The 19,037-nt window shown below is 62.3% G+C and carries 25 protein-coding genes; 22 read left to right on the plus strand and 3 right to left on the minus strand.

Annotated features, from left to right (window positions below; genetic code table 11):
* Positions 1 to 82: 82 nt before the first annotated feature.
* From proC to AvAM_RS13415, 3 genes are all read right to left on the minus strand, one after another.
* The gene (gene proC, locus AvAM_RS13400) at positions 83 to 919 is read right to left on the minus strand and encodes a pyrroline-5-carboxylate reductase (RefSeq protein ID WP_137747534.1); all 837 of its coding nucleotides are present in this window, start codon (positions 917 to 919) and stop codon (positions 83 to 85) included.
* Between the two features lie 158 nt (positions 920 to 1,077).
* Positions 1,078 to 2,571 carry a glycerol kinase GlpK gene (gene glpK, locus AvAM_RS13405; protein ID WP_137747535.1) on the minus strand — a complete coding sequence of 498 codons (1,494 nt, stop codon included), beginning with the start codon at positions 2,569 to 2,571 and terminating at the stop codon, positions 1,078 to 1,080.
* Between the two features lie 192 nt (positions 2,572 to 2,763).
* A complete protein-coding gene (locus AvAM_RS13415) occupies positions 2,764 to 3,528 on the minus strand; it encodes a DeoR/GlpR family DNA-binding transcription regulator (protein WP_137747536.1) in 765 nt (254 codons plus the stop codon).
* A 193-nt stretch (positions 3,529 to 3,721) separates the two neighbouring features.
* Between AvAM_RS13415 and AvAM_RS13420 the strand changes: the two genes are divergently transcribed.
* The 22 genes from AvAM_RS13420 to rpsD all read left to right on the plus strand — a co-directional run bounded on the left by AvAM_RS13420 (position 3,722) and on the right by rpsD (position 18,970).
* A complete protein-coding gene (locus AvAM_RS13420) occupies positions 3,722 to 4,813 on the plus strand; it encodes an ABC transporter ATP-binding protein (RefSeq protein ID WP_137747537.1) in 1,092 nt (363 codons plus the stop codon).
* 1 nt (position 4,814) lies between these two features.
* Positions 4,815 to 5,891, plus strand: coding sequence for an ABC transporter ATP-binding protein (locus tag AvAM_RS13425; RefSeq protein ID WP_137747538.1), 1,077 nt, complete (start codon positions 4,815 to 4,817; stop codon positions 5,889 to 5,891).
* Entirely contained in the window at positions 5,888 to 6,784 is an 897-nt protein-coding gene (locus tag AvAM_RS13430) for a carbohydrate ABC transporter permease (RefSeq protein WP_137747539.1), read from the plus strand. The genes AvAM_RS13425 and AvAM_RS13430 overlap by 4 nt, the downstream gene beginning before the upstream one ends.
* Positions 6,777 to 7,589, plus strand: a complete 813-nt coding sequence (locus tag AvAM_RS13435; RefSeq protein ID WP_137747540.1) for a carbohydrate ABC transporter permease — start codon at positions 6,777 to 6,779, stop codon at positions 7,587 to 7,589. The genes AvAM_RS13430 and AvAM_RS13435 overlap by 8 nt, the downstream gene beginning before the upstream one ends.
* Positions 7,590 to 7,601: 12 nt before the next feature.
* Positions 7,602 to 7,910 carry a DUF2160 domain-containing protein gene (locus AvAM_RS13440; protein ID WP_137747541.1) on the plus strand — a complete coding sequence of 103 codons (309 nt, stop codon included), beginning with the start codon at positions 7,602 to 7,604 and terminating at the stop codon, positions 7,908 to 7,910.
* Positions 7,911 to 8,046: 136 nt separating this feature from the next.
* Positions 8,047 to 9,780, plus strand: coding sequence for an ABC transporter substrate-binding protein (locus tag AvAM_RS13445; protein WP_137747542.1), 1,734 nt, complete (start codon positions 8,047 to 8,049; stop codon positions 9,778 to 9,780).
* Between the two features lie 183 nt (positions 9,781 to 9,963).
* Positions 9,964 to 11,556, plus strand: a complete 1,593-nt coding sequence (locus AvAM_RS13450) for a glycerol-3-phosphate dehydrogenase/oxidase (protein ID WP_137747543.1) — start codon at positions 9,964 to 9,966, stop codon at positions 11,554 to 11,556.
* Positions 11,557 to 11,751: 195 nt separating this feature from the next.
* Positions 11,752 to 12,120 (plus strand): 50S ribosomal protein L14, encoded by a 369-nt coding sequence (rplN, locus tag AvAM_RS13455; RefSeq protein ID WP_007861702.1) that lies wholly within the window; start codon positions 11,752 to 11,754, stop codon positions 12,118 to 12,120.
* A gap of 9 nt (positions 12,121 to 12,129) precedes the next feature.
* The gene (gene rplX / locus AvAM_RS13460; RefSeq protein ID WP_108618710.1) at positions 12,130 to 12,450 is read left to right on the plus strand and encodes a 50S ribosomal protein L24; all 321 of its coding nucleotides are present in this window, start codon (positions 12,130 to 12,132) and stop codon (positions 12,448 to 12,450) included.
* 9 nt (positions 12,451 to 12,459) lie between these two features.
* Positions 12,460 to 12,999, plus strand: coding sequence for a 50S ribosomal protein L5 (rplE, locus tag AvAM_RS13465; RefSeq protein ID WP_063462381.1), 540 nt, complete (start codon positions 12,460 to 12,462; stop codon positions 12,997 to 12,999).
* An 8-nt stretch (positions 13,000 to 13,007) separates the two neighbouring features.
* Positions 13,008 to 13,313, plus strand: a complete 306-nt coding sequence (rpsN, locus tag AvAM_RS13470) for a 30S ribosomal protein S14 (RefSeq protein ID WP_007861712.1) — start codon at positions 13,008 to 13,010, stop codon at positions 13,311 to 13,313.
* A gap of 20 nt (positions 13,314 to 13,333) precedes the next feature.
* Positions 13,334 to 13,729 (plus strand): 30S ribosomal protein S8, encoded by a 396-nt coding sequence (gene rpsH, locus AvAM_RS13475; RefSeq protein ID WP_008906523.1) that lies wholly within the window; start codon positions 13,334 to 13,336, stop codon positions 13,727 to 13,729.
* A gap of 25 nt (positions 13,730 to 13,754) precedes the next feature.
* A complete protein-coding gene (gene rplF, locus AvAM_RS13480; protein ID WP_137747544.1) occupies positions 13,755 to 14,288 on the plus strand; it encodes a 50S ribosomal protein L6 in 534 nt (177 codons plus the stop codon).
* A gap of 11 nt (positions 14,289 to 14,299) precedes the next feature.
* Positions 14,300 to 14,665, plus strand: coding sequence for a 50S ribosomal protein L18 (gene rplR, locus AvAM_RS13485; protein WP_005793639.1), 366 nt, complete (start codon positions 14,300 to 14,302; stop codon positions 14,663 to 14,665).
* A gap of 17 nt (positions 14,666 to 14,682) precedes the next feature.
* Positions 14,683 to 15,201, plus strand: coding sequence for a 30S ribosomal protein S5 (gene rpsE / locus AvAM_RS13490; RefSeq protein WP_034711783.1), 519 nt, complete (start codon positions 14,683 to 14,685; stop codon positions 15,199 to 15,201).
* A gap of 14 nt (positions 15,202 to 15,215) precedes the next feature.
* Positions 15,216 to 15,398 (plus strand): 50S ribosomal protein L30, encoded by a 183-nt coding sequence (gene rpmD / locus AvAM_RS13495; protein WP_063462383.1) that lies wholly within the window; start codon positions 15,216 to 15,218, stop codon positions 15,396 to 15,398.
* A 10-nt stretch (positions 15,399 to 15,408) separates the two neighbouring features.
* Complete coding sequence (gene rplO / locus AvAM_RS13500) at positions 15,409 to 15,840, plus strand: 50S ribosomal protein L15 (protein ID WP_137747545.1); 432 nt, start codon at positions 15,409 to 15,411, stop codon at positions 15,838 to 15,840.
* Between the two features lie 24 nt (positions 15,841 to 15,864).
* A complete protein-coding gene (gene secY, locus AvAM_RS13505; protein ID WP_063462384.1) occupies positions 15,865 to 17,184 on the plus strand; it encodes a preprotein translocase subunit SecY in 1,320 nt (439 codons plus the stop codon).
* A 146-nt stretch (positions 17,185 to 17,330) separates the two neighbouring features.
* Positions 17,331 to 17,444, plus strand: a complete 114-nt coding sequence (rpmJ, locus tag AvAM_RS13510) for a 50S ribosomal protein L36 (protein WP_005793651.1) — start codon at positions 17,331 to 17,333, stop codon at positions 17,442 to 17,444.
* Between the two features lie 23 nt (positions 17,445 to 17,467).
* Positions 17,468 to 17,833, plus strand: coding sequence for a 30S ribosomal protein S13 (gene rpsM / locus AvAM_RS13515; RefSeq protein ID WP_008906516.1), 366 nt, complete (start codon positions 17,468 to 17,470; stop codon positions 17,831 to 17,833).
* Positions 17,834 to 17,849: 16 nt separating this feature from the next.
* The gene (gene rpsK, locus AvAM_RS13520; RefSeq protein WP_005793662.1) at positions 17,850 to 18,254 is read left to right on the plus strand and encodes a 30S ribosomal protein S11; all 405 of its coding nucleotides are present in this window, start codon (positions 17,850 to 17,852) and stop codon (positions 18,252 to 18,254) included.
* A 92-nt stretch (positions 18,255 to 18,346) separates the two neighbouring features.
* Complete coding sequence (rpsD, locus tag AvAM_RS13525; RefSeq protein WP_026435318.1) at positions 18,347 to 18,970, plus strand: 30S ribosomal protein S4; 624 nt, start codon at positions 18,347 to 18,349, stop codon at positions 18,968 to 18,970.
* Positions 18,971 to 19,037 lie beyond the last annotated feature (67 nt).

Raw genomic sequence — 19,037 nt, forward strand, 5'->3', positions numbered from 1 at the left:
TGATGGACGCGCGGAGAAGGCCAAAAAAGCTATAAAAACTGTTCACGGTTCCCTGCGGCGCCGTGAACAGGGTGACCCGAGGTCAGGCGCCGAACTCGTTGCCAAGTTCGTTGGCGCGCTTTTCGGCGGCGCGCATGGCGGCCTCGAACGCCTGCGACACGCCGCTGGCTTCCATCGACTGCAGGGCTGCGTAGGTCGTGCCGCCCTTAGACGTGACGCGTTCGCGCAGCACGGACGGAGGTTCGTCAGATCGGCGGGCCAGCTCTGAGGCGCCTACAAAAGTGCCCACGGCCAGCTGGTGCGCCTGCGCTTCGGTCAGGCCCATGCCCACGCCGGCGCGCGCCATGGCTTCGAGGAAGTAGAAAACATAGGCCGGGCCCGAGCCCGAGAGGGCGGTGACGGCGTCGAGCTGGGTCTCGTTCTCCACCCACAGGAATTCGCCGGTGGACGCCATGATGGCTTCCACACTCTGGCGCTCTGCCGGGGTCACGGCGGGGCGCGCGTAGATCGCGCTCATGCCCTTGCCCACCAGCGCGGGCGTGTTGGGCATGGTGCGCACGATGCGCTCGGTGCCCAGCCACTGGGCGATGCTGTCCGAGCGGATGCCTGCGGCCACGCTCAGGTGCAGGGCCTGCTGGGTGTGTGCCTTGGCCTGCGCGGCGGCGTCCTTGAAGGTCTGGGGCTTGACCGCCCAGACCACGATGCTGGCGCGCTGCAGCGCAGAGCCTGCCTCGGCTTGTGCCGTGAGTCCGAAGTTCTTGAGCAGCGCCTCGCGCGTGGGAGCGTAGGGCTCGACCACCTCGATCTGGCTGGCCGGGTGGCCCTGGCCGATCAGGCCGCCAATGATGGCGCTGGCCATGTTGCCGCCGCCGATGAAGGCGATGGTGGGGAGGTTGTGGGAGGCGGTGGTCTGGCTCATGGTGCGTGCAGGCAAAGTGGCAAACAAGAAGGGGCCACGATGGTAGCGCCGCCGGGCCGTCAGCCCATGCCTGCAGCGGCGAAAGCGGCAGGACTCATGGGCGGAAAGGCAGGCTACTGGTGCGGCGGGCGCCTCGCCGCGCCAGCTCGGCGAGGGCCTCAGGCCGCCGTGGTCTGGCGCACGGCGTGTTCCCAGTTCGCCATCAGCTCCTGCGCACGCGCACTGCTGAGCGTGGGCACAAAGCGGCGGTCGGCGCGCCACAGCTGCGAGAGTTCATCCGTGCTGCGGTACACGCCGCTTGACAGGCCTGCGAGGTAGGCAGCGCCCAGGGCCGTGGTCTCGATGACCGCAGGCCGCACCACCGGGATGCCCAGCAGGTCCGCCTGGAACTGCATCAGCAGGTCGTTGATGCAGGCGCCGCCGTCCACGCGCAGCTCGCTCACCGGGGCGCCGCCCGCGGCCACGGCGTCGCGGCTCATGGCCAGCAGCAGGGCGGCGCTTTGGTAGGCAATGCTTTCAAGCGCAGCGCGCGCAATGTGGCCCAGCGTGGTGCCACGTGTGAGGCCCGTGATGGTGCCGCGTGCGTCGGGCTTCCAGTAGGGCGCGCCCAGGCCGGTGAAGGCGGGCACCATCATCACGCCGCCCGAATCGGGCACGCTTTGGGCCAGCGACTCGACCTCGCCGCTGGTGGAGATGGCGCGCAGGCCGTCGCGCAGCCACTGCACCACCGCGCCGCCCACAAAGACCGAGCCTTCCATGGCGAATTCGGGCTGGGACGTGGCCTGGGCCGCGCTGGTGGTGAGCAAGCCGTTTTGCGATGTCTGGAAGGTGCTGCCCGTGTGCATGAGCATGAAGCAGCCTGTGCCATAGGTGTTCTTGGCCATGCCCGCCGTGAAGCAGGCTTGGCCGAACAGCGCGCTTTGCTGGTCGCCCGCCACGCCGCCGATGCGGATGGCGTGGCCCAGCAGGTCGGCCGCAATGTCGCCAAAGTGGGCGCTGGACGGCAGCACCTCGGGCATCAGTGCCTTGGGGATGCGCAGCAACGCCAGCAGCTCGTCGTCCCACTCGTTGGTGTGCACATTGAACAGCATGGTGCGCGAGGCGTTGCTCACGTCCGTCACATGCACCTTGCCGTGGGTGAGCTTCCACATCAGCCAGCTGTCCACCGTGCCAAAGGCCAGCTCGCCGCGCTCGGCCGCATCGCGGGCGCCGGGCACGTGGTCCAGCAGCCACTGCAGCTTGGTGCCCGAGAAGTACGCATCCACCAGCAGGCCCGTCTTGGCCTGGATGGTGGCGGCGTGGCCCTGCTCGCGCAGCTGGGCGCAGGCGGGCTCGGCACGCCGGTCCTGCCACACGATGGCGTGGTGCACGGGCTGGCCGGTCTGGCGGTTCCAGAGCACCGTGGTTTCGCGCTGGTTGGTGATGCCCACGGCGCGCACGGCGCTGGCCGCTATGCCTGCCTTGGCCAGCGCATCGCGTGCGGTGGCGAGCTGGGTGCGCCAGATTTCCAGCGGATCGTGCTCCACCCAACCGGGCTGGGGGTAGATCTGCGGCAGCTCCAGCTGGGCCTGGGCCACGATGTGGCCGCGTTCGTCAAACACGATGCTGCGGGAGCTGGAGGTGCCTTGGTCGAGGGCGAGCAGGTAGGTCATAGGTAAGCAGGTTATGTCAGGCCGTTGGGTTGGCCCTTAAGTGGGATAGCCGGCCCATGAACGGGCGCTGCTCAAGCCAGCGACCGCCGCGCAAGGGCCGCCCCGCCGCGCTGGCGGTGTCCCCCTTCCCGAATTGCGCAGCAATTCGAGAGAAGGGGGAAGGCGCGAAGCGCCACAGGGGGGTGTCCCGATTCATGCGGCCACGGTGCAGATCACCCCTGCGTCTTGCAACAAGGCCGGGAAAGGCTCGGGCGGTGGTGCGTCGGTGAACAGGCGGCCGATCTGGCCCAGCGTGGCCAGCTGCACCATGGCCGGGCGGTTGAACTTGCTGTGGTCGGCCGCCAGCCAGACCTCGCGCGACTGTTTGATGATGGTTTGCGCCACCTTCACCTCGCGGTAGTCAAAGTCGCGCAGCGAGCCGTCGGGCTCGACCCCCGAGATGCCGATGAGCGCAATGTCCACCTTGAACTGGCGGATGAAGTCCACGGCGGCCTCGCCCACGATGCCCCGGTCGCGCGCGCGCACCACGCCACCGGCCACGATGACTTCGCACTCGGGGTTGCCGCTCAGGATGGCGGCTACGTTCAGGTTGTTGGTGATCACGCGCAGGCCCCGGTGGTGCAGCAGCGCCTTGGCGATGGCCTCGGTGGTGGTGCCGATGTTCAGGATCAGCGAGCAGTCGTTGGGCACCTGCTCGGCCACGGCGCGCGCAATGCGCGCCTTGCCTTCGGCATTGAGCGTTTCGCGCTGGGTGTGGGCCAGGTTCTCCACCGTGGAGCTGGGCACGCGCACGCCGCCATGAAAGCGCGTGAGCAGGCCGGACTCGGCCAGGCGCTGCACATCGCGGCGCACGGTCTGCAGCGTCACGCCCAGGGTGTCGGCGAGTTGTTCCACCGTGGCGGACTTGCGCGCACGGACTTCTTCCAGAAGCAGCAGTTGTCGGGGGTTCGTATTCACGCGAATGGGGGCAACGTAGGGTGATGGATACTTTAAATCGAACAAAAAGGAACCTGTTAAGGGTAAACCTTGATTCAATACGATCAAAAAAGAACAAAAATGAACGAAATCGAAAACGAGAGGGCGGGCTGTGTCTGGTGAGGCAGCAGCGTCCCATTCATCAGGCCTTCGGGCGACAAAGAAAGGTTGCGTGATGCAGCTGGCATTGGACAGCATCAGCAAGAAGGTGGGGGCGCAGACCTGGCTGTATGACATGAGCCTGGCGCTCCAGAGCGGCGCCGTCACGGTGCTGCTGGGCGCCACGCAGGCGGGCAAGACCAGCCTGATGCGCATCATGGCCGGGCTGGATACGCCCACTTCGGGCACGGTCAAGGTCGATGGTGTGGATGTGACCGGCATGCCCGTGCGCGACCGCAATGTGGCCATGGTCTACCAGCAGTTCATCAACTATCCCTCGATGAAGGTGGCGGCCAACATTGCGTCGCCCCTGAAGCTGCGCGGCGAAAAGAACATCGACGCCCGCGTGCGCGAGATCGCCAGCCGCCTGCACATCGACATGTTCCTGGACCGCTACCCCGCCGAGCTGTCGGGCGGCCAGCAGCAGCGCGTGGCACTGGCCCGTGCCCTGGCCAAGGGGGCGCCCCTGATGCTGCTGGACGAACCCCTGGTGAACCTGGACTACAAGCTGCGCGAAGAATTGCGCGAGGAACTGACCCAGCTGTTTGCCGCCGGCCAGTCCACCGTGGTCTACGCCACCACCGAGCCGGGCGAAGCCCTGCTGCTGGGCGGCTACACGGCCGTGCTTGACGAAGGCCAGCTGCTGCAATACGGCCCCACGGCCGAGGTGTTCCACGCGCCCAACTCGCTGCGCGTGGCGCGCGCCTTCAGCGACCCGCCGATGAACCTGGTGGCGGCTTCGGCCACGGCCCAGGGCGTGCGCCTGCAAGGCGGCGCCGAACTGGCATTGCCCCTGCCGCAAGGCGTGGCCACGGCGGCCGGTCTGACGGTGGGTGTGCGCGCCAGTGCGCTGCGCGTGCACGCACGCCCCGGGGACCTGAGCGTGGCCGGGGTGGTGGAACTGGCCGAGATTTCGGGCTCCGACACCTTTGTGCATGCCTCCACGCCCTGGGGCGACCTGGTGGCGCAGCTCACGGGCGTGCACTACTTTGAACTGGGCACGCCCATCACGCTGCACCTGGACCCCGCCCAGGTCTACGTGTTTGGCGCCGATGGCCGACTGGCGTGGGCTCCCGCCCGGCCCGTTACCGCACAAGGAGGGCGCTGACATGGCCCGCATCAGCCTGGATTTGGCGCATTCGTACAAGCCCAACCCGCAGCAGGACAGCGACTACGCGCTGCTGCCGCTCAAGATGGAATTCGAGGACGGCGGCGCCTATGCGCTGCTCGGCCCCTCGGGCTGTGGCAAGACCACCATGCTCAACATCATGTCGGGGCTGCTCGTGCCCTCGCATGGCAAGGTGCTGTTCGACGGCCGCGACGTGACGCGTGCCAGCCCGCAGGAGCGCAACATCGCCCAGGTGTTCCAGTTCCCCGTGATCTACGACACCATGACGGTGGCCGAGAACCTGGCCTTCCCGCTGCGCAACCGCAAGGTGCCCGAGGACCAGATCAAGCAGCGTGTGGGCGTGATCGCCGAGATGCTGGAGATGAGCGGGCAGCTCAACCAGCGCGCAGCAGGCCTGGCGGCCGATGCCAAGCAGAAGATATCCCTGGGTCGCGGCCTGGTGCGGGCCGACGTGGCCGCCGTGCTGTTCGACGAGCCGCTCACGGTGATCGACCCGCACCTCAAGTGGCAGCTGCGGCGCAAGCTCAAGCAGATCCACCACGAACTCAAGCTCACGCTGATCTATGTGACCCACGACCAGGTCGAGGCGCTCACGTTCGCCGATCAGGTGGTGGTGATGACGCGCGGCAAGGCGGTGCAGGTCGGCTCGGCCGACGCCTTGTTCGAGCGCCCCGCGCACACCTTCGTGGGCCACTTCATCGGCTCGCCGGGCATGAACTTCCTGCCGGCGCACAGCGAGGGCGACAGCCTCACCGTGGCTGGCAACCGCCTGGCCAGCCCCGTGGGCCGCACGCTGCCTGCTGGCGCCCTGCAGGTCGGCATCCGCCCCGAATATCTGGCGCTGGCCCAGCCGCAACAGGCCGGTGCACTGCCCGGCACGGTGGTGCAGGTGCAGGACATCGGCACCTACCAGATGCTGACCGCCAAGGTGGGCGAGCACACCGTCAAGGCGCGTTTCACGCCCGAGTCCCGTCTGCCATCGGCCGGTGACACGGCCTGGCTGCAGGTGCTGGGCGAGCACACGTGCTTTTACAAGAATGAGGAGTTGCTGGCATGAGCGCAACCACCAAACCCGTCAACCAGAAGGCCTGGTTCCTGATCCTGCCCGTGATTCTCTGTGTGGCCTTCTCGGCCATCCTGCCGCTGATGACGGTGGTGAACTACTCGGTGCAGGACATCATCAGCCCCGAGCGGCGCGTGTTCGTCGGCACCGAATGGTTCACCGCTGTGATGCGCGATGAGGAGCTGCACGCGGCGCTGTGGCGCCAGCTGACATTCTCGCTGGCCGTGCTGGCGGTAGAGATTCCGCTGGGCATCCTGCTCGCGCTGTCCATGCCCGCGCAGGGCTGGAAGTCATCCGCCGTGCTGGTGGTGGTGGCGCTGTCGCTGCTGATCCCCTGGAACGTGGTGGGCACCATCTGGCAGATCTATGGCCGGGCCGACATCGGCCTGATGGGCCGCATGCTGCAGGAGGCGGGCATCGAGTACAGCTACACCGGCAATGCCACGCAGGCCTGGCTCACGGTGCTGCTGATGGACGTGTGGCACTGGACGCCGCTGGTGGCGCTGCTGGCGTTTGCCGGGCTGCGTTCCATTCCCGATGCGTACTACCAGGCCGCCCGCATCGACGGCGCGAGCAAGTTCGCGGTGTTCCGCTACATCCAGCTGCCCAAGATGCGCGGCGTGCTGATGATTGCGGTGTTGCTGCGCTTCATGGACAGCTTCATGATCTACACCGAGCCCTTCGTGCTCACGGGCGGCGGGCCAGGCAATGCGACCACCTTCCTCTCGCAGTACCTCACGACCAAGGCGGTCGGCCAGTTCGACCTGGGCCCTGCGGCTGCCTTCTCGCTGATCTATTTCTTCATCATCCTGCTGCTGTGCTTCATCCTCTACAACTGGATGCAACGCGTGGGCACCGTCAGCGACGAGGGAGCCGGCCATGAATGAAAAACGTTTTCAAAAGCGCACGCTGTTCCTGATTGCATACCTGCTGTTCGCGCTGTTGCCCATCTACTGGATGGTCAACATGAGCTTCAAGACGAACGAGGAGATCCTGTCGAGCTTCTCGTTCTTCCCGCAGCACTTCACCTGGGCCAACTACAAGACCATCTTTACCGATGCGTCCTGGTACTCGGGCTACATCAACAGCCTGATCTATGTGGGCATCAACACGGTGATCTCGCTCACCGTGGCGCTGCCAGCGGCCTATGCATTCAGCCGCTACCAGTTCATGGGCGACAAGCATGTGTTCTTCTGGCTGCTGACCAACCGGATGACGCCCCCTGCGGTGTTCCTGCTGCCGTTCTTCCAGCTCTACACCACCGTGGGCCTGATGGACACGCACATTGCCGTGGCGCTGGCGCACCTGCTGTTCAACGTGCCGTTGGCGGTGTGGATTCTGGAAGGTTTCATGAGCGGCATCCCGCGCGAGATCGACGAGACGGCGTACATCGATGGCTACAGCTTCCCGCGTTTCTTCATGACCATCTTCCTGCCGCTGATCAAGGCGGGCGTGGGTGTGGCGGCGTTCTTCTGCTTCATGTTCAGCTGGGTGGAGCTGCTGCTGGCCCGCACGCTGACCAGCGTGAACGCCAAGCCCATCGTGGCCACCATGACGCGCACCGTGAGCGCCTCGGGCATGGACTGGGCGACGCTGGCGGCGGCCGGGGTGCTGACCATCGTGCCGGGCGCCATCGTGATCTGGTTTGTGCGGCACTACATCGCGAAGGGTTTCGCGATGGGCCGGGTTTAAGGAGATATCGCCATGTTCGAGTGGATGGCCTGGACGTTGCCGGTGGCAGTGTTCTTTGTCTGCATCGTGTTGATGCTGGTGGGCATGACCGTGTGGGAGTTCAAGTCGCCCACGTCGATGCGCAAGGGCTTCCTGCCGCTGGAGACCACGCGCGGCGACCGGCTCTTTATCGGCCTGCTGTCGGCGGCCTATGTAAATCTGATTTTTGTGGGCATCAGCGGCAAGCTGGCCCAGTGGTTCAGCCTGTCGGCGGAGCCCTCGGTGTGGATCAGCTTTGTGGTGTCGATGGCGTTGCTGGGGCTGATTTTGCGCAAGGGTTAATGCAAAAAATGGCCGTTTGCGCCTGATAGGTAAGCGTTTGTAGCTATTGTTTTTGTAGTGTCGAAGGCCTGGCCTGGTTCCCCCCCGGGTTGGTGCCGGTCTACCAATGGGGGTCTCAATCTGAGAGGAGACAGCAATGAAGATGCAGTTCAAGGCGATCGCTTTCGCCGCCGCGGCTCTGGCGATGGGGCAGGCTGCCTGGGCCGGCGAGGCCGAGGCCAAGAAGTGGATCGACAGCGAATTCCAGCCATCCACGCTGAGCAAAGACCAGCAGATGGCCGAGATGAAGTGGTTCATCGACGCAGCCAAAAAACTCCAGGCCAAGGGCGTGAAGGAAATTTCGGTCGTTTCCGAAACCATCACCACGCACGAGTACGAATCCAAGACGCTGGCCAAAGCCTTTGAGGAAATCACCGGCATCAAGGTCAAGCACGACCTGATCCAGGAAGGCGACGTGGTCGAGAAGCTGCAGACCTCCATGCAGTCGGGCAAGTCCATCTATGACGGCTGGATCTCGGACTCGGACCTGATCGGTACGCACTACCGCTACGGCAAGATCATGAACCTGACCGACTACATGGGTGGCGCGGGCAAGGAATGGACCAACCCCGGCATCGACCTGAAGGACTACATCGGCACCAAGTTCACCACCGGCCCTGATGGCAAGCTGTATCAGCTGCCCGACCAGCAGTTCGCCAACCTGTACTGGTTCCGCGCCGACCTGTTCGACCGCAAGGACATCAAGGACAAGTTCAAGGCCAAGTACGGCTACGACCTGGGCGTGCCGCTGAACTGGAGCGCCTACGAAGACATCGCCGAGTTCTTCACCAACGACGTGAAGAACATCGACGGCAAGCCGATCTATGGCCACATGGACTACGGCAAGAAGGATCCATCCCTGGGCTGGCGCTTCACCGATGCCTGGCTGTCCATGGCCGGTACCGCCGATATCGGCGCGCCCAACGGCCTGCCGATCGACGAGTGGGGCATCCGCGTGGCTGACGACAAGTGCACGCCCGTGGGCGCCTCGGTGGCCCGTGGTGGTGCGACCAACTCTCCCGCCGCTGTCTACGCGCTGACCAAGTACGTGGACTGGATGAAGAAGTACGCGCCCAAGGAAGCCACGGGCATGACCTTCGGCGAAGCCGGCCCCGTGCCCGCCCAGGGCCAGATCGCCCAGCAGATCTTCTGGTACACCGCTTTCACCGCCGACATGACCAAGCCCGGCCTGCCCGTGGTGAACGCCGACGGCACGCCCAAGTGGCGCATGGCCCCTGGCCCGAACGGCCCCTACTGGAAGCAAGGCATGCAGAACGGCTACCAAGACGTGGGCAGCTGGACCTTCTTCAAGGACCACGACGCCAACAAGACGGCAGCCGCCTGGCTTTACGCCCAGTTCGTGACGGCCAAGACCACTTCGCTCAAGAAGACCATGGTGGGCCTGACCCCGATCCGCGAGTCCGACATCCAGTCCAAGGCCATGACCGACATGGCGCCCAAGCTGGGTGGCCTGGTGGAGTTCTACCGCAGCCCCGCCCGCGTGGCATGGTCGCCCACCGGCACCAACGTGCCCGACTACCCCAAGCTGGCCCAGCTGTGGTGGAAGAACGTGGCCCAGGCTGTGACGGGTGAAAAGACGCCCCAGGGCGCCATGGACACGCTGGCCGACGAAATGGACCAGGTGATGGCCCGCCTGGAGCGCGCTGGCATGGCCCACTGCGCACCCAAGCTGAACCCCAAGAGCGACAACGCCAAGTGGCTGAGCGACAAGCAGGCGCCATGGGCCAAGTTGGCCAATGAAAAGCCAAAGGGCCAGACGATTGCGTACGGCACGCTGTTGCAGGCTTGGAAGGATGGCAAGACGCGTTGAGTCTGTGACCGCCGCGTTTTGACAATCTCCACAGGCAGCCAGGGCTCATAAGGTCTCTGGCTGCCTTTTTCACTCCATACCGCCCTCGACGGTTTCTGCGTCGAGGGGGGTTTTCTCTCCGGAAGTGTCAAGAATTCAAGGGTAAACCCTTAATTCTTGCCCCGCCCATGGACAATCACCCCCATGACCACTGCCTCTGCCCCCCTTCCTACGCGACGTGCCGACTTGCTGGCCCGTCTGGCCCAGCCGCACCACTATGACCTCGCCGTGATCGGCGGGGGGGCGACGGGGTTGGGGGTTGCGCTGGATGCGGCGGCTCGCGGTTTCAGCGTGGTCCTGGTGGATTCGCACGACTTTGCCAAAGGGACCTCGTCCCGCGCCACCAAGCTGGTTCATGGCGGGGTTCGCTACCTGGCGCAGGGCAACATCGCCCTGGTGCGCGAAGCGCTGCATGAGCGCACGACCCTGTTGCACAACGCGCCCCACCTGGCGCAGCCCCTGCCGTTTGTGATGCCGTCGTACCGTTTCTGGGAGACGCCGTTTTATGGTGCAGGGCTTGTGATGTATGACGCCCTGGCGGGCAAGGCCGGGCTGGGGTCCACCCAGTTCCTGGGGCGCGCCCGCACCATCGAATGCCTGCCGACGGCCCGTACCGAGGGGCTCAAGGGTGGGGTCAAATACTGGGACGGGCAGTTCGACGATGCCCGTCTGGCATTGGCGCTGGCACGCACGGCGGCCAGCCTGGGCGCCCTGGTGGTCAATTACTGCCCTGCGCGTGCGCTGGTGCACGAAGCCGGGAAGGTCGCCGGTTTTGTGTGCGAGGACGTCGACAGCGGGCAGCAGTTCACGGTCCGTGCCCGCACGGTGGTGAATGCCACGGGCGTGTGGGTGGACGCCCTGCGCCAGATGGATGGCGAGGCGATTGGCCGCCCCGTCAAGCCCATCGTGGCGCCCAGCCAGGGGGTGCACATCGTGGTGGACCGGGAGTTCTTGCCTTCCGACCACGCCTTGATGGTGCCCAAGACGGCCGACGGCCGGGTGCTGTTTGCCGTGCCGTGGCTGGGCAAGCTCATCCTGGGCACCACCGACAGTCCGCGCCAGGACATCGTGCGGGAGCCGGAGCCCTTCCGGGAGGAAGTCCGCTTCATCCTGGAAGAATCCGCCCGCTATCTCACCCGCGCCCCCAAGGCCGAGGACATTCGCAGCATCTGGGTGGGCCTGCGCCCCCTGGTGAAGCCGCAGGACGACGATGGCGACAACACCAAGAAGATCAGCCGCGAGCACACCGTGCTGGCCAGCCGCAGCGGGCTGATCACCGTGACCGGGGGCAAATGGACCACTTACCGGGCCATGGCCGAGGATGTGTTGCAAAAATGCTTCACCACGGGCCTGTTGCCAGAGAAACCAGCGGGCGTAACCAACCATCTGCCCCTGGTGGGCACGCCCCAGGGGCCTGTCAAACATCGCATCAGTGACGCCCAAGGGCTGCATTCTTATGGCAGCGAGGCGGCTGCTGTCCAAGAGACTCCGGGGGCACAGACGGAGCTGGGCGGTGGCCTGACCGAGGCGATGGTGCGCTTTGCTGCCCGGCATGAATACGCCCGCACGGTGGAGGATGTGTTGGCCCGCCGCTCCAGGCTGTTGTTCCTGGATGCGCGCCAGGCCATCCAGCTGGCCCCGTCTGTGGCGGGCATCCTGCGTGAGGAATTGGGGGGCGATCCCCAGCTGGAGGCCTTCCTGGCCCTGGCGCAGCAGTACCTGCACGCTCCTTTGTGATAGAGCACTTGACTTCGAAAAAGTCCTTTGCCATAATCGAGGGCTTCGCGTTCAAAGCGTGAAGTTTCTGCCCAGCGGGAAGTGCTGCAAATGGTTTGCAGTGCGGACGACGGGCCCAAGACTGACTGGCTGATTTGCAGCCCTTGAGAAGTTCTCTGGGGCTGTTGTCTTCTGGTGCAAGTTGGGAATATTGAAATGATCCAGACAGAATCTCGGTTAGAGGTTGCCGACAATACCGGCGCCAAGTCCGTCCTTTGCATTAAGGTGCTGGGTGGCTCGAAGCGTCGCTATGCAAGCGTGGGCGACATCATCAAGGTGAGCATCAAAGAAGCCGCTCCACGTGGCCGCGTCAAAAAAGGCGAGGTTTACAGCGCAGTGGTGGTTCGCACGGCGAAGGGTATTCGTCGCGGCGATGGTTCGCTCGTCAAATTCGATGGCAACGCTGCAGTGTTGCTGAATGCAAAGTTGGAGCCTATCGGCACTCGTATCTTTGGACCCGTGACGCGTGAACTGCGTACCGAGAAGTTCATGAAGATCGTGTCCCTGGCTCCTGAAGTTCTCTAAGGACGCGCCATGAACAAGATTCGCAAGGGCGACGAAGTCATCGTGCTGACCGGCCGTGACAAAGGCAAGCGCGGCACTGTGTCGCTGCGCAAAGATGACTCCCACCTCGTCATCGACGGCATCAACCTCGTCAAGAAGCACGCCAAGCCAAACCCCATGAAGGGCACGACCGGCGGCATTATTGAAAAGGCAATGCCGATTCACCAGTCCAACGTGGCTATCTTCAATGCCGCTACCGGCAAGGCTGATCGCGTGGGCATCAAGGTGCAGGCTGACGGTTCGCGCGTTCGCGTGTTCAAGTCCAGCGGCGCTGAAATCAAGGCGGCCTAAGGGGTAAACATGGCACGACTGCAAGACATTTACCGCGACAAAGTCGCACCCGAGCTGACCAAGCAGTTCGGTTACACCTCGCCCATGCAGGTTCCACGTCTGACCAAGATCACCCTCAACATGGGTGTGAGCGAAGCCGTGTCGGACAAGAAGGTGATGGACAACGCCGTGGCTGATCTGACCAAGATTGCTGGTCAAAAGCCCGTTGTGACCAAGGCCAAGAAGGCTATCGCCGGTTTCAAGATCCGCGAAGGCCAGGCCATCGGTTGCATGGTCACGCTGCGTGGCGTGCAGATGTATGAGTTCCTGGACCGTTTCGTGACTGTGGCTCTGCCCCGCGTCCGTGACTTCCGTGGTATCTCTGGCCGCGCTTTTGATGGCCGTGGCAACTACAACATCGGCGTCAAAGAACAGATCATCTTCCCTGAAATTGAGTACGACAAGGTTGACGCCCTGCGCGGTCTCAATATCAGCATCACCACGACGGCCAAGTCCGACGAAGAAGCCAAGGCGCTTCTCGCTGGTTTCCGTTTCCCGTTCAAGAACTGAGGCGAAGCATGGCTAAAGTAGCTTTGATCCAGCGCGAACTGAAGCGCGAAAAACTGGCAGCCAAGTACGCAACCAAGTATGCGGAACTGAAGGCGATCGCTGGCGATGCCAAGCGCAGCGACGAAGAGCGTGATGCAGCCCGTCTGGGCCTGCAGAAGCTCCCTCGCAATGCCAACCCTACGCGTCAGCGTAACCGTTGCGAAATCACCGGTCGTCCACGCGGCACCTTCCGTCAATTCGGTCTGGCTCGCGCCAAGATCCGCGAACTGGCTTTTGCAGGCGACATCCCTGGTGTCACCAAAGCCAGCTGGTAAGCAGGCAGGAGAGATTAAACATGAGCATGAGTGATCCCATCGCTGACTTGCTGACCCGCATCCGTAATGCACAGATGGTCGCCAAGGCCACGGTTCTGGTGCCTTCTTCCAAAGTGAAGATCGCCATCGCCCAGGTGCTGAAGGACGAAGGTTATATCGACGGCTTCCAGGTGAAAACCGAAGCTGGCAAGTCGGAACTCGAAATTGCCCTGAAGTACTACGCAGGCCGTCCCGTGATTGAGCGCATCGAGCGCGTCAGCCGCCCTGGTCTGCGTGTCTACAAAGGCCGTGATTCCATTCCACAAGTCATGAACGGTCTGGGTGTGGCAATTGTCACGACGCCCAAGGGCGTGATGACCGACCGCAAGGCGCGCGCTACCGGTGTTGGTGGCGAAGTGCTGTGCTACGTGGCCTAACCCGCGGCATTGAGGAGAAACTGAAATGTCCCGAGTAGGAAAAATGCCCGTGACCATCCCCGCAGGTGTGGATGTGTCCGTGAAAGATGACCAGATCTCCGTCAAGGGTTCTGGTGGTGTCCTGTCACTTGCACAAAACGTGCTGGTGAAGGTGTCGAGCAATGAAGGCAAGCTCAGCTTTGAGCCTGTCAATGACTCCCGCGAAGCCAATGCCATGAGCGGCACGATTCGCCAGTTGGTCAACAACATGGTGGTCGGTGTCAGCAAGGGCTTTGAAAAGAAGCTGAGCCTGGTGGGCGTGGGCTACAAGGCCGCCGCTTCGGGTTCCAAGCTGAATCTGGCTGTCGGTTACTCGCATCCGGTCAACATCGAAATGCCCGCTGGTATCACGGTGGCTACCCCGACCCCCACGGAAGTGGTGATCAAGGGTGCTGACCGTCAACGCGTCGGTCAAATCGCTGCTGAGATCCGTGCTGTTCGTCCTCCCGAGCCTTACAAGGGCAAGGGCATCCGTTATGCGGACGAAAAGATCACGATCAAAGAGACCAAGAAGAAATAAGGAGCTGCAACATGTTGACCAAGAAAGAGCAGCGTCTTCGTCGTTCGCGTCAGACCCGCATCCGCATTGCACAGCAAGGCGTGGCCCGTCTCACCGTGAACCGTACGAACCTCCATATCTACGCCAGTGTGATTTCCGGCGACGGCAGCAAGGTGCTGGCCAGCGCTTCCACTGCCGAAGCCGATGTGCGCAAGTCGCTCGGCGGTTCGGGCAAGGGTGGCAATGCCGCTGCAGCCCAGATCATCGGCAAGCGCATCGCTGAAAAGGCGAAGGCAGCAGGCGTCGAGAAGGTTGCATTTGATCGCGCAGGCTTTGCCTACCACGGTCGCGTCAAGGCCTTGGCCGACGCAGCCCGTGAAGCCGGCCTGCAGTTCTAAGCGGAGCGGAATACAAAATGGCTAAATTTCAACCCAAAGTGCAGAGCGAAGGTCAAGACGACGGTCTGCGCGAAAAAATGATCGCGGTCAACCGCGTGACCAAAGTCGTGAAGGGTGGCCGTATTCTCGGTTTCGCCGCACTGACTGTGGTTGGCGACGGTGACGGCCGCGTTGGCATGGGCAAGGGCAAGTCCAAGGAAGTGCCTGCTGCTGTGCAGAAGGCGATGGAAGAAGCCCGCCGCAACATGGTCAAGGTGTCCCTGAAGAACGGCACCATTCACCACAATGTGACGGGCCACCATGGCGCCGCTGTTGTGATGATGGCGCCCGCCCCCAAGGGTACCGGTATCATCGCCGGCGGTCCTATGCGCGCAGTCTTCGAAGTGCTGGGTGTGACCGATATTGTGGCCAAGAGCCATGGTTCGTCCAATCCGTACAACATGGTTCGCGCCACGTTCGATGCGCTCGTCAATTCGACCACTCCGTCGAATGTTGCTGCCAAGCGCGGCAAGACGGTCGAAGACATCTTCGCCTGAACCGGAGTTTGAATATGACTACGCAACAAACCGTCAAGATTCAACTGGTGCGCAGCCCGATTGGCACCAAGGAATCGCACCGCGCCACCGTCCGTGGCCTGGGTCTGCGCAAGCTCAACAGCGTGAGCGAACTGCAGGACACGCCCGAAGTGCGCGGCATGATTAACAAGATCAGCTACCTGGTCAAAATCGTCTGAGAGATAGATCATGGAACTCAATAGCATCAAGCCCGCAGACGGCGCCAAGCATGCCAAGCGCCGTGTAGGCCGTGGTATCGGCTCCGGCCTGGGCAAGACCGCTGGCCGTGGTCACAAGGGTCAGAAGTCCCGCTCCGGTGGTTACCACAAGGTGGGTTTCGAAGGCGGTCAAATGCCTCTGCAACGTCGCTTGCCCAAGCGCGGCTTCAAGTCGCACCTGCTCAAGTTCAATGCAGAAGTGACGCTGACTGCTCTGGACCAACTCGGCCTGGCCGAAGTGGACGTCCTGGCGCTCAAGCAAGCCGGTCTGATCGGTGAGCTGGCCAAGGTGGTCAAGGTGATCAAGAGCGGTTCCCTCACCAAGGCTGTCAAGCTGAGCGGTGTGGGCGCTACGGCAGGTGCCAAGGCAGCCATCGAAGCTGCTGGCGGCAGCGTCGCCTGAGTCTGACACTGAAGGAAAGCACCTGTGGCTACTAGCGCGGCTCAAATTGCAAAGACCGGCAAGTTCGGCGACCTGCGTCGTCGTCTGGTTTTTCTGTTGCTTGCGCTGGTCGTGTATCGCATCGGGGCTCATATCCCTGTGCCCGGTATCGATCCAGCCCAGCTTCAGCAGCTTTTCAGCGGCCAGCAAGGCGGCATCCTGAACCTGTTCAACATGTTCTCGGGTGGTGCCCTGTCGCGCTTCACGGTTTTCGCTCTGGGGATCATGCCGTACATCTCGGCATCGATCATCATGCAGCTGATGACCTATGTGTTGCCCGCGTTCGAGCAGCTGAAAAAAGAAGGTGAGGCCGGTCGTCGGAAGATCACACAGTACACCCGTTATGGAACCTTGGGCTTGGCCCTGTTCCAGTCGCTGGGCATTGCTGTGGCGCTGGAAAGCTCGGCCGGTTTGGTGTTGAGCCCTGGCTTTGGTTTCCGTCTGACGGCTGTGGTGAGTTTGACCGCCGGCACGATGTTCCTGATGTGGCTGGGTGAGCAAATCACCGAGCGGGGTCTGGGGAATGGTATTTCCATCCTTATCTTCGCTGGCATCGCTGCGGGTTTGCCGAGTTCGATCGGTGGGCTGCTGGAACTGGTACGTACAGGTGCGATGAGCATCCTGGCTGCCATCTTCATCGTCCTCGTGGTCGGTCTGGTGACTTACTTCGTGGTGTTCGTTGAACGTGGTCAGCGCAAGATTTTGGTGAACTATGCCCGTCGTCAGGTGGGGAACAAGGTGTACGGTGGTCAATCGTCGCACTTGCCCCTCAAGCTGAACATGGCAGGTGTGATTCCTCCGATCTTTGCCTCGTCGATCATCCTGTTGCCTGCAACGGTGGTGAACTGGTTCAGTGCTGGTGAGTCGATGCGTTGGTTGAAGGACATTTCGGGTGCACTGACTCCTGGTCAGCCCATCTATGTGATGTTCTACGCTGCAGCGATCATCTTCTTCTGTTTCTTCTACACGGCGCTGGTTTTCAACAGCCGTGAAACTGCAGACAACCTGAAGAAGAGTGGCGCGTTCATTCCGGGTATTCGCCCAGGTGAGCAGACCGCGCGCTACATCGATAAAATCCTGGTCCGCCTGACTTTGGCCGGTGCCGTGTACATCACCTTCGTGTGCCTGCTGCCAGAGTTTCTGATCTTGAAGTACAACGTTCCGTTTTACTTCGGCGGGACATCGCTGCTGATCATCGTGGTCGTGACCATGGACTTCATGGCCCAGGTCCAGAACTACATGATGTCGCAGCAGTACGAATCGCTGCTCAAGAAAGCCAATTTCAAGGGCAATCCTGGCGGTTGAGGATGATGGAAAGCGGTAGCCGCATGGCGGTGCCGCTTTCAAACGACTGAATGTCGATTAGGTTGGCGCCCCACGATTTTTCGCGGGCACAAATTGTGTTCCGTGCGAAGCAGCCGGGACGGATGGAAAAGTTTTAGGAGAATGCAATGAGAGTTTCGGCTTCGGTCAAAAAAATCTGCCGCAACTGCAAGATCATCCGCCGCAAGGGTGTGGTGCGTGTGATCTGCACGGATCTGCGTCACAAGCAGCGCCAAGGTTGATTGGAAAGTATTAGAGGACGCATATGGCACGTATCGCTGGCATTAACATTCCGCCGCACAAGCACGCGGAAATCGGTTTGACCGCCATTTTTGGCATTGGTCGCACCCGCGCTCGCAAGATCTGCGAAGCAACTGGTATCGCTTACTCCAAGAAGATCAAGGATCTGACGGACGGCGATCTGGAAAAAATTCGCGAGCAAATCGAGCAGTTCACCATCGAAGGTGACCTGCGCCGCGAAACCACGATGAACATCAAGCGTTTGATGGACATCGGCTGCTATCGTGGCTTCCGCCATCGCCGCGGTCTGCCAATGCGTGGTCAGCGCACCCGTACCAATGCACGCACTCGCAAGGGTCCGCGCAAGGGTGCTGCTGCACTGAAGAAATAAAGATTGAAAGATCATCATGGCTAAGTCTCCTGCCAATAACGCAGCTCAGCGCGTTCGCAAGAAGGTCCGGAAGAACGTTTCGGACGGCATTGCCCACGTGCACGCCTCGTTCAACAACACCATCATCACGATCACCGATCGCCAGGGCAATGCTCTGTCGTGGGCTTCGTCCGGTGGCCAAGGTTTCAAGGGCTCCCGCAAGTCCACGCCTTTCGCAGCCCAGGTGGCTTCGGAAGTGGCTGGCCGCGCTGCCATCGACCAAGGCATCAAGAACCTGGACGTCGAGATCAAGGGCCCAGGTCCTGGTCGCGAGTCCTCGGTGCGTGCGCTGGGTGCCCTGGGCATCCGCATCACGTCGATCTCCGATGTGACGCCAGTTCCGCACAACGGCTGCCGCCCTCAAAAGCGTCGTCGTATCTAATTTCTCTCTAAGCCCACCGCCGCCTGTGAACGCGCAAGCGCCTCAGGCGGCTCCCGCAATGGTTTGCGGTAGATGACACAAAGGAAGCTCAAGTGGCACGTTACCTCGGCCCCAAGGCCAAACTCTCCCGCCGTGAAGGCACGGACCTGTTCCTGAAGAGCGCCCGCCGCTCGATCGCCGACAAGTCCAAGTTCGACTCCAAGCCAGGCCAACACGGCCGTACCTCCGGTGCACGCACGTCCGACTACGGCCTGCAACTGCGTGAAAAGCAGAAGGTCAAGCGCATGTATGGCGTGCTGGAAAAGCAATTCCGCCGCTACTTCGAAGCCGCCGACGGCAAGAAGGGCAACACCGGCGCCAACTTGCTGTTCCTGCTGGAATCGCGTCTGGACAACGTCGTGTACCGCATGGGTTTCGGCTCGACCCGCGCTGAAGCGCGTCAGCTGGTGTCCCACAAGGCGATCACCGTGAACGGCAAGTCCGTGAACATCGCTTCGTATCTGGTTAAGGCCGGCGACGTGGTGGCTGTGCGAGAAAAGTCCAAGAAGCAAGCTCGCGTTGTGGAAGCCCTGCAACTGGCTGCTCAAGTGGGTATGCCTGCCTGGGTGGAAGTGAATGCTGACAAGGCTGAAGGCATCTTCAAGAAGACGCCAGACCGTGATGAGTTCGGTGCCGACATCAACGAATCCCTGATCGTTGAGTTGTACTCGCGCTAATCGCTCGGTACATAGTATTTCGAGAAAACCGTCCCTGAACCGCGAGGCATCGCGGTTTAGGCGCTTC

This window comes from Acidovorax sp. NB1, from assembly GCF_005405905.1.
Lineage (GTDB): Bacteria > Pseudomonadota > Gammaproteobacteria > Burkholderiales > Burkholderiaceae_C > Acidovorax.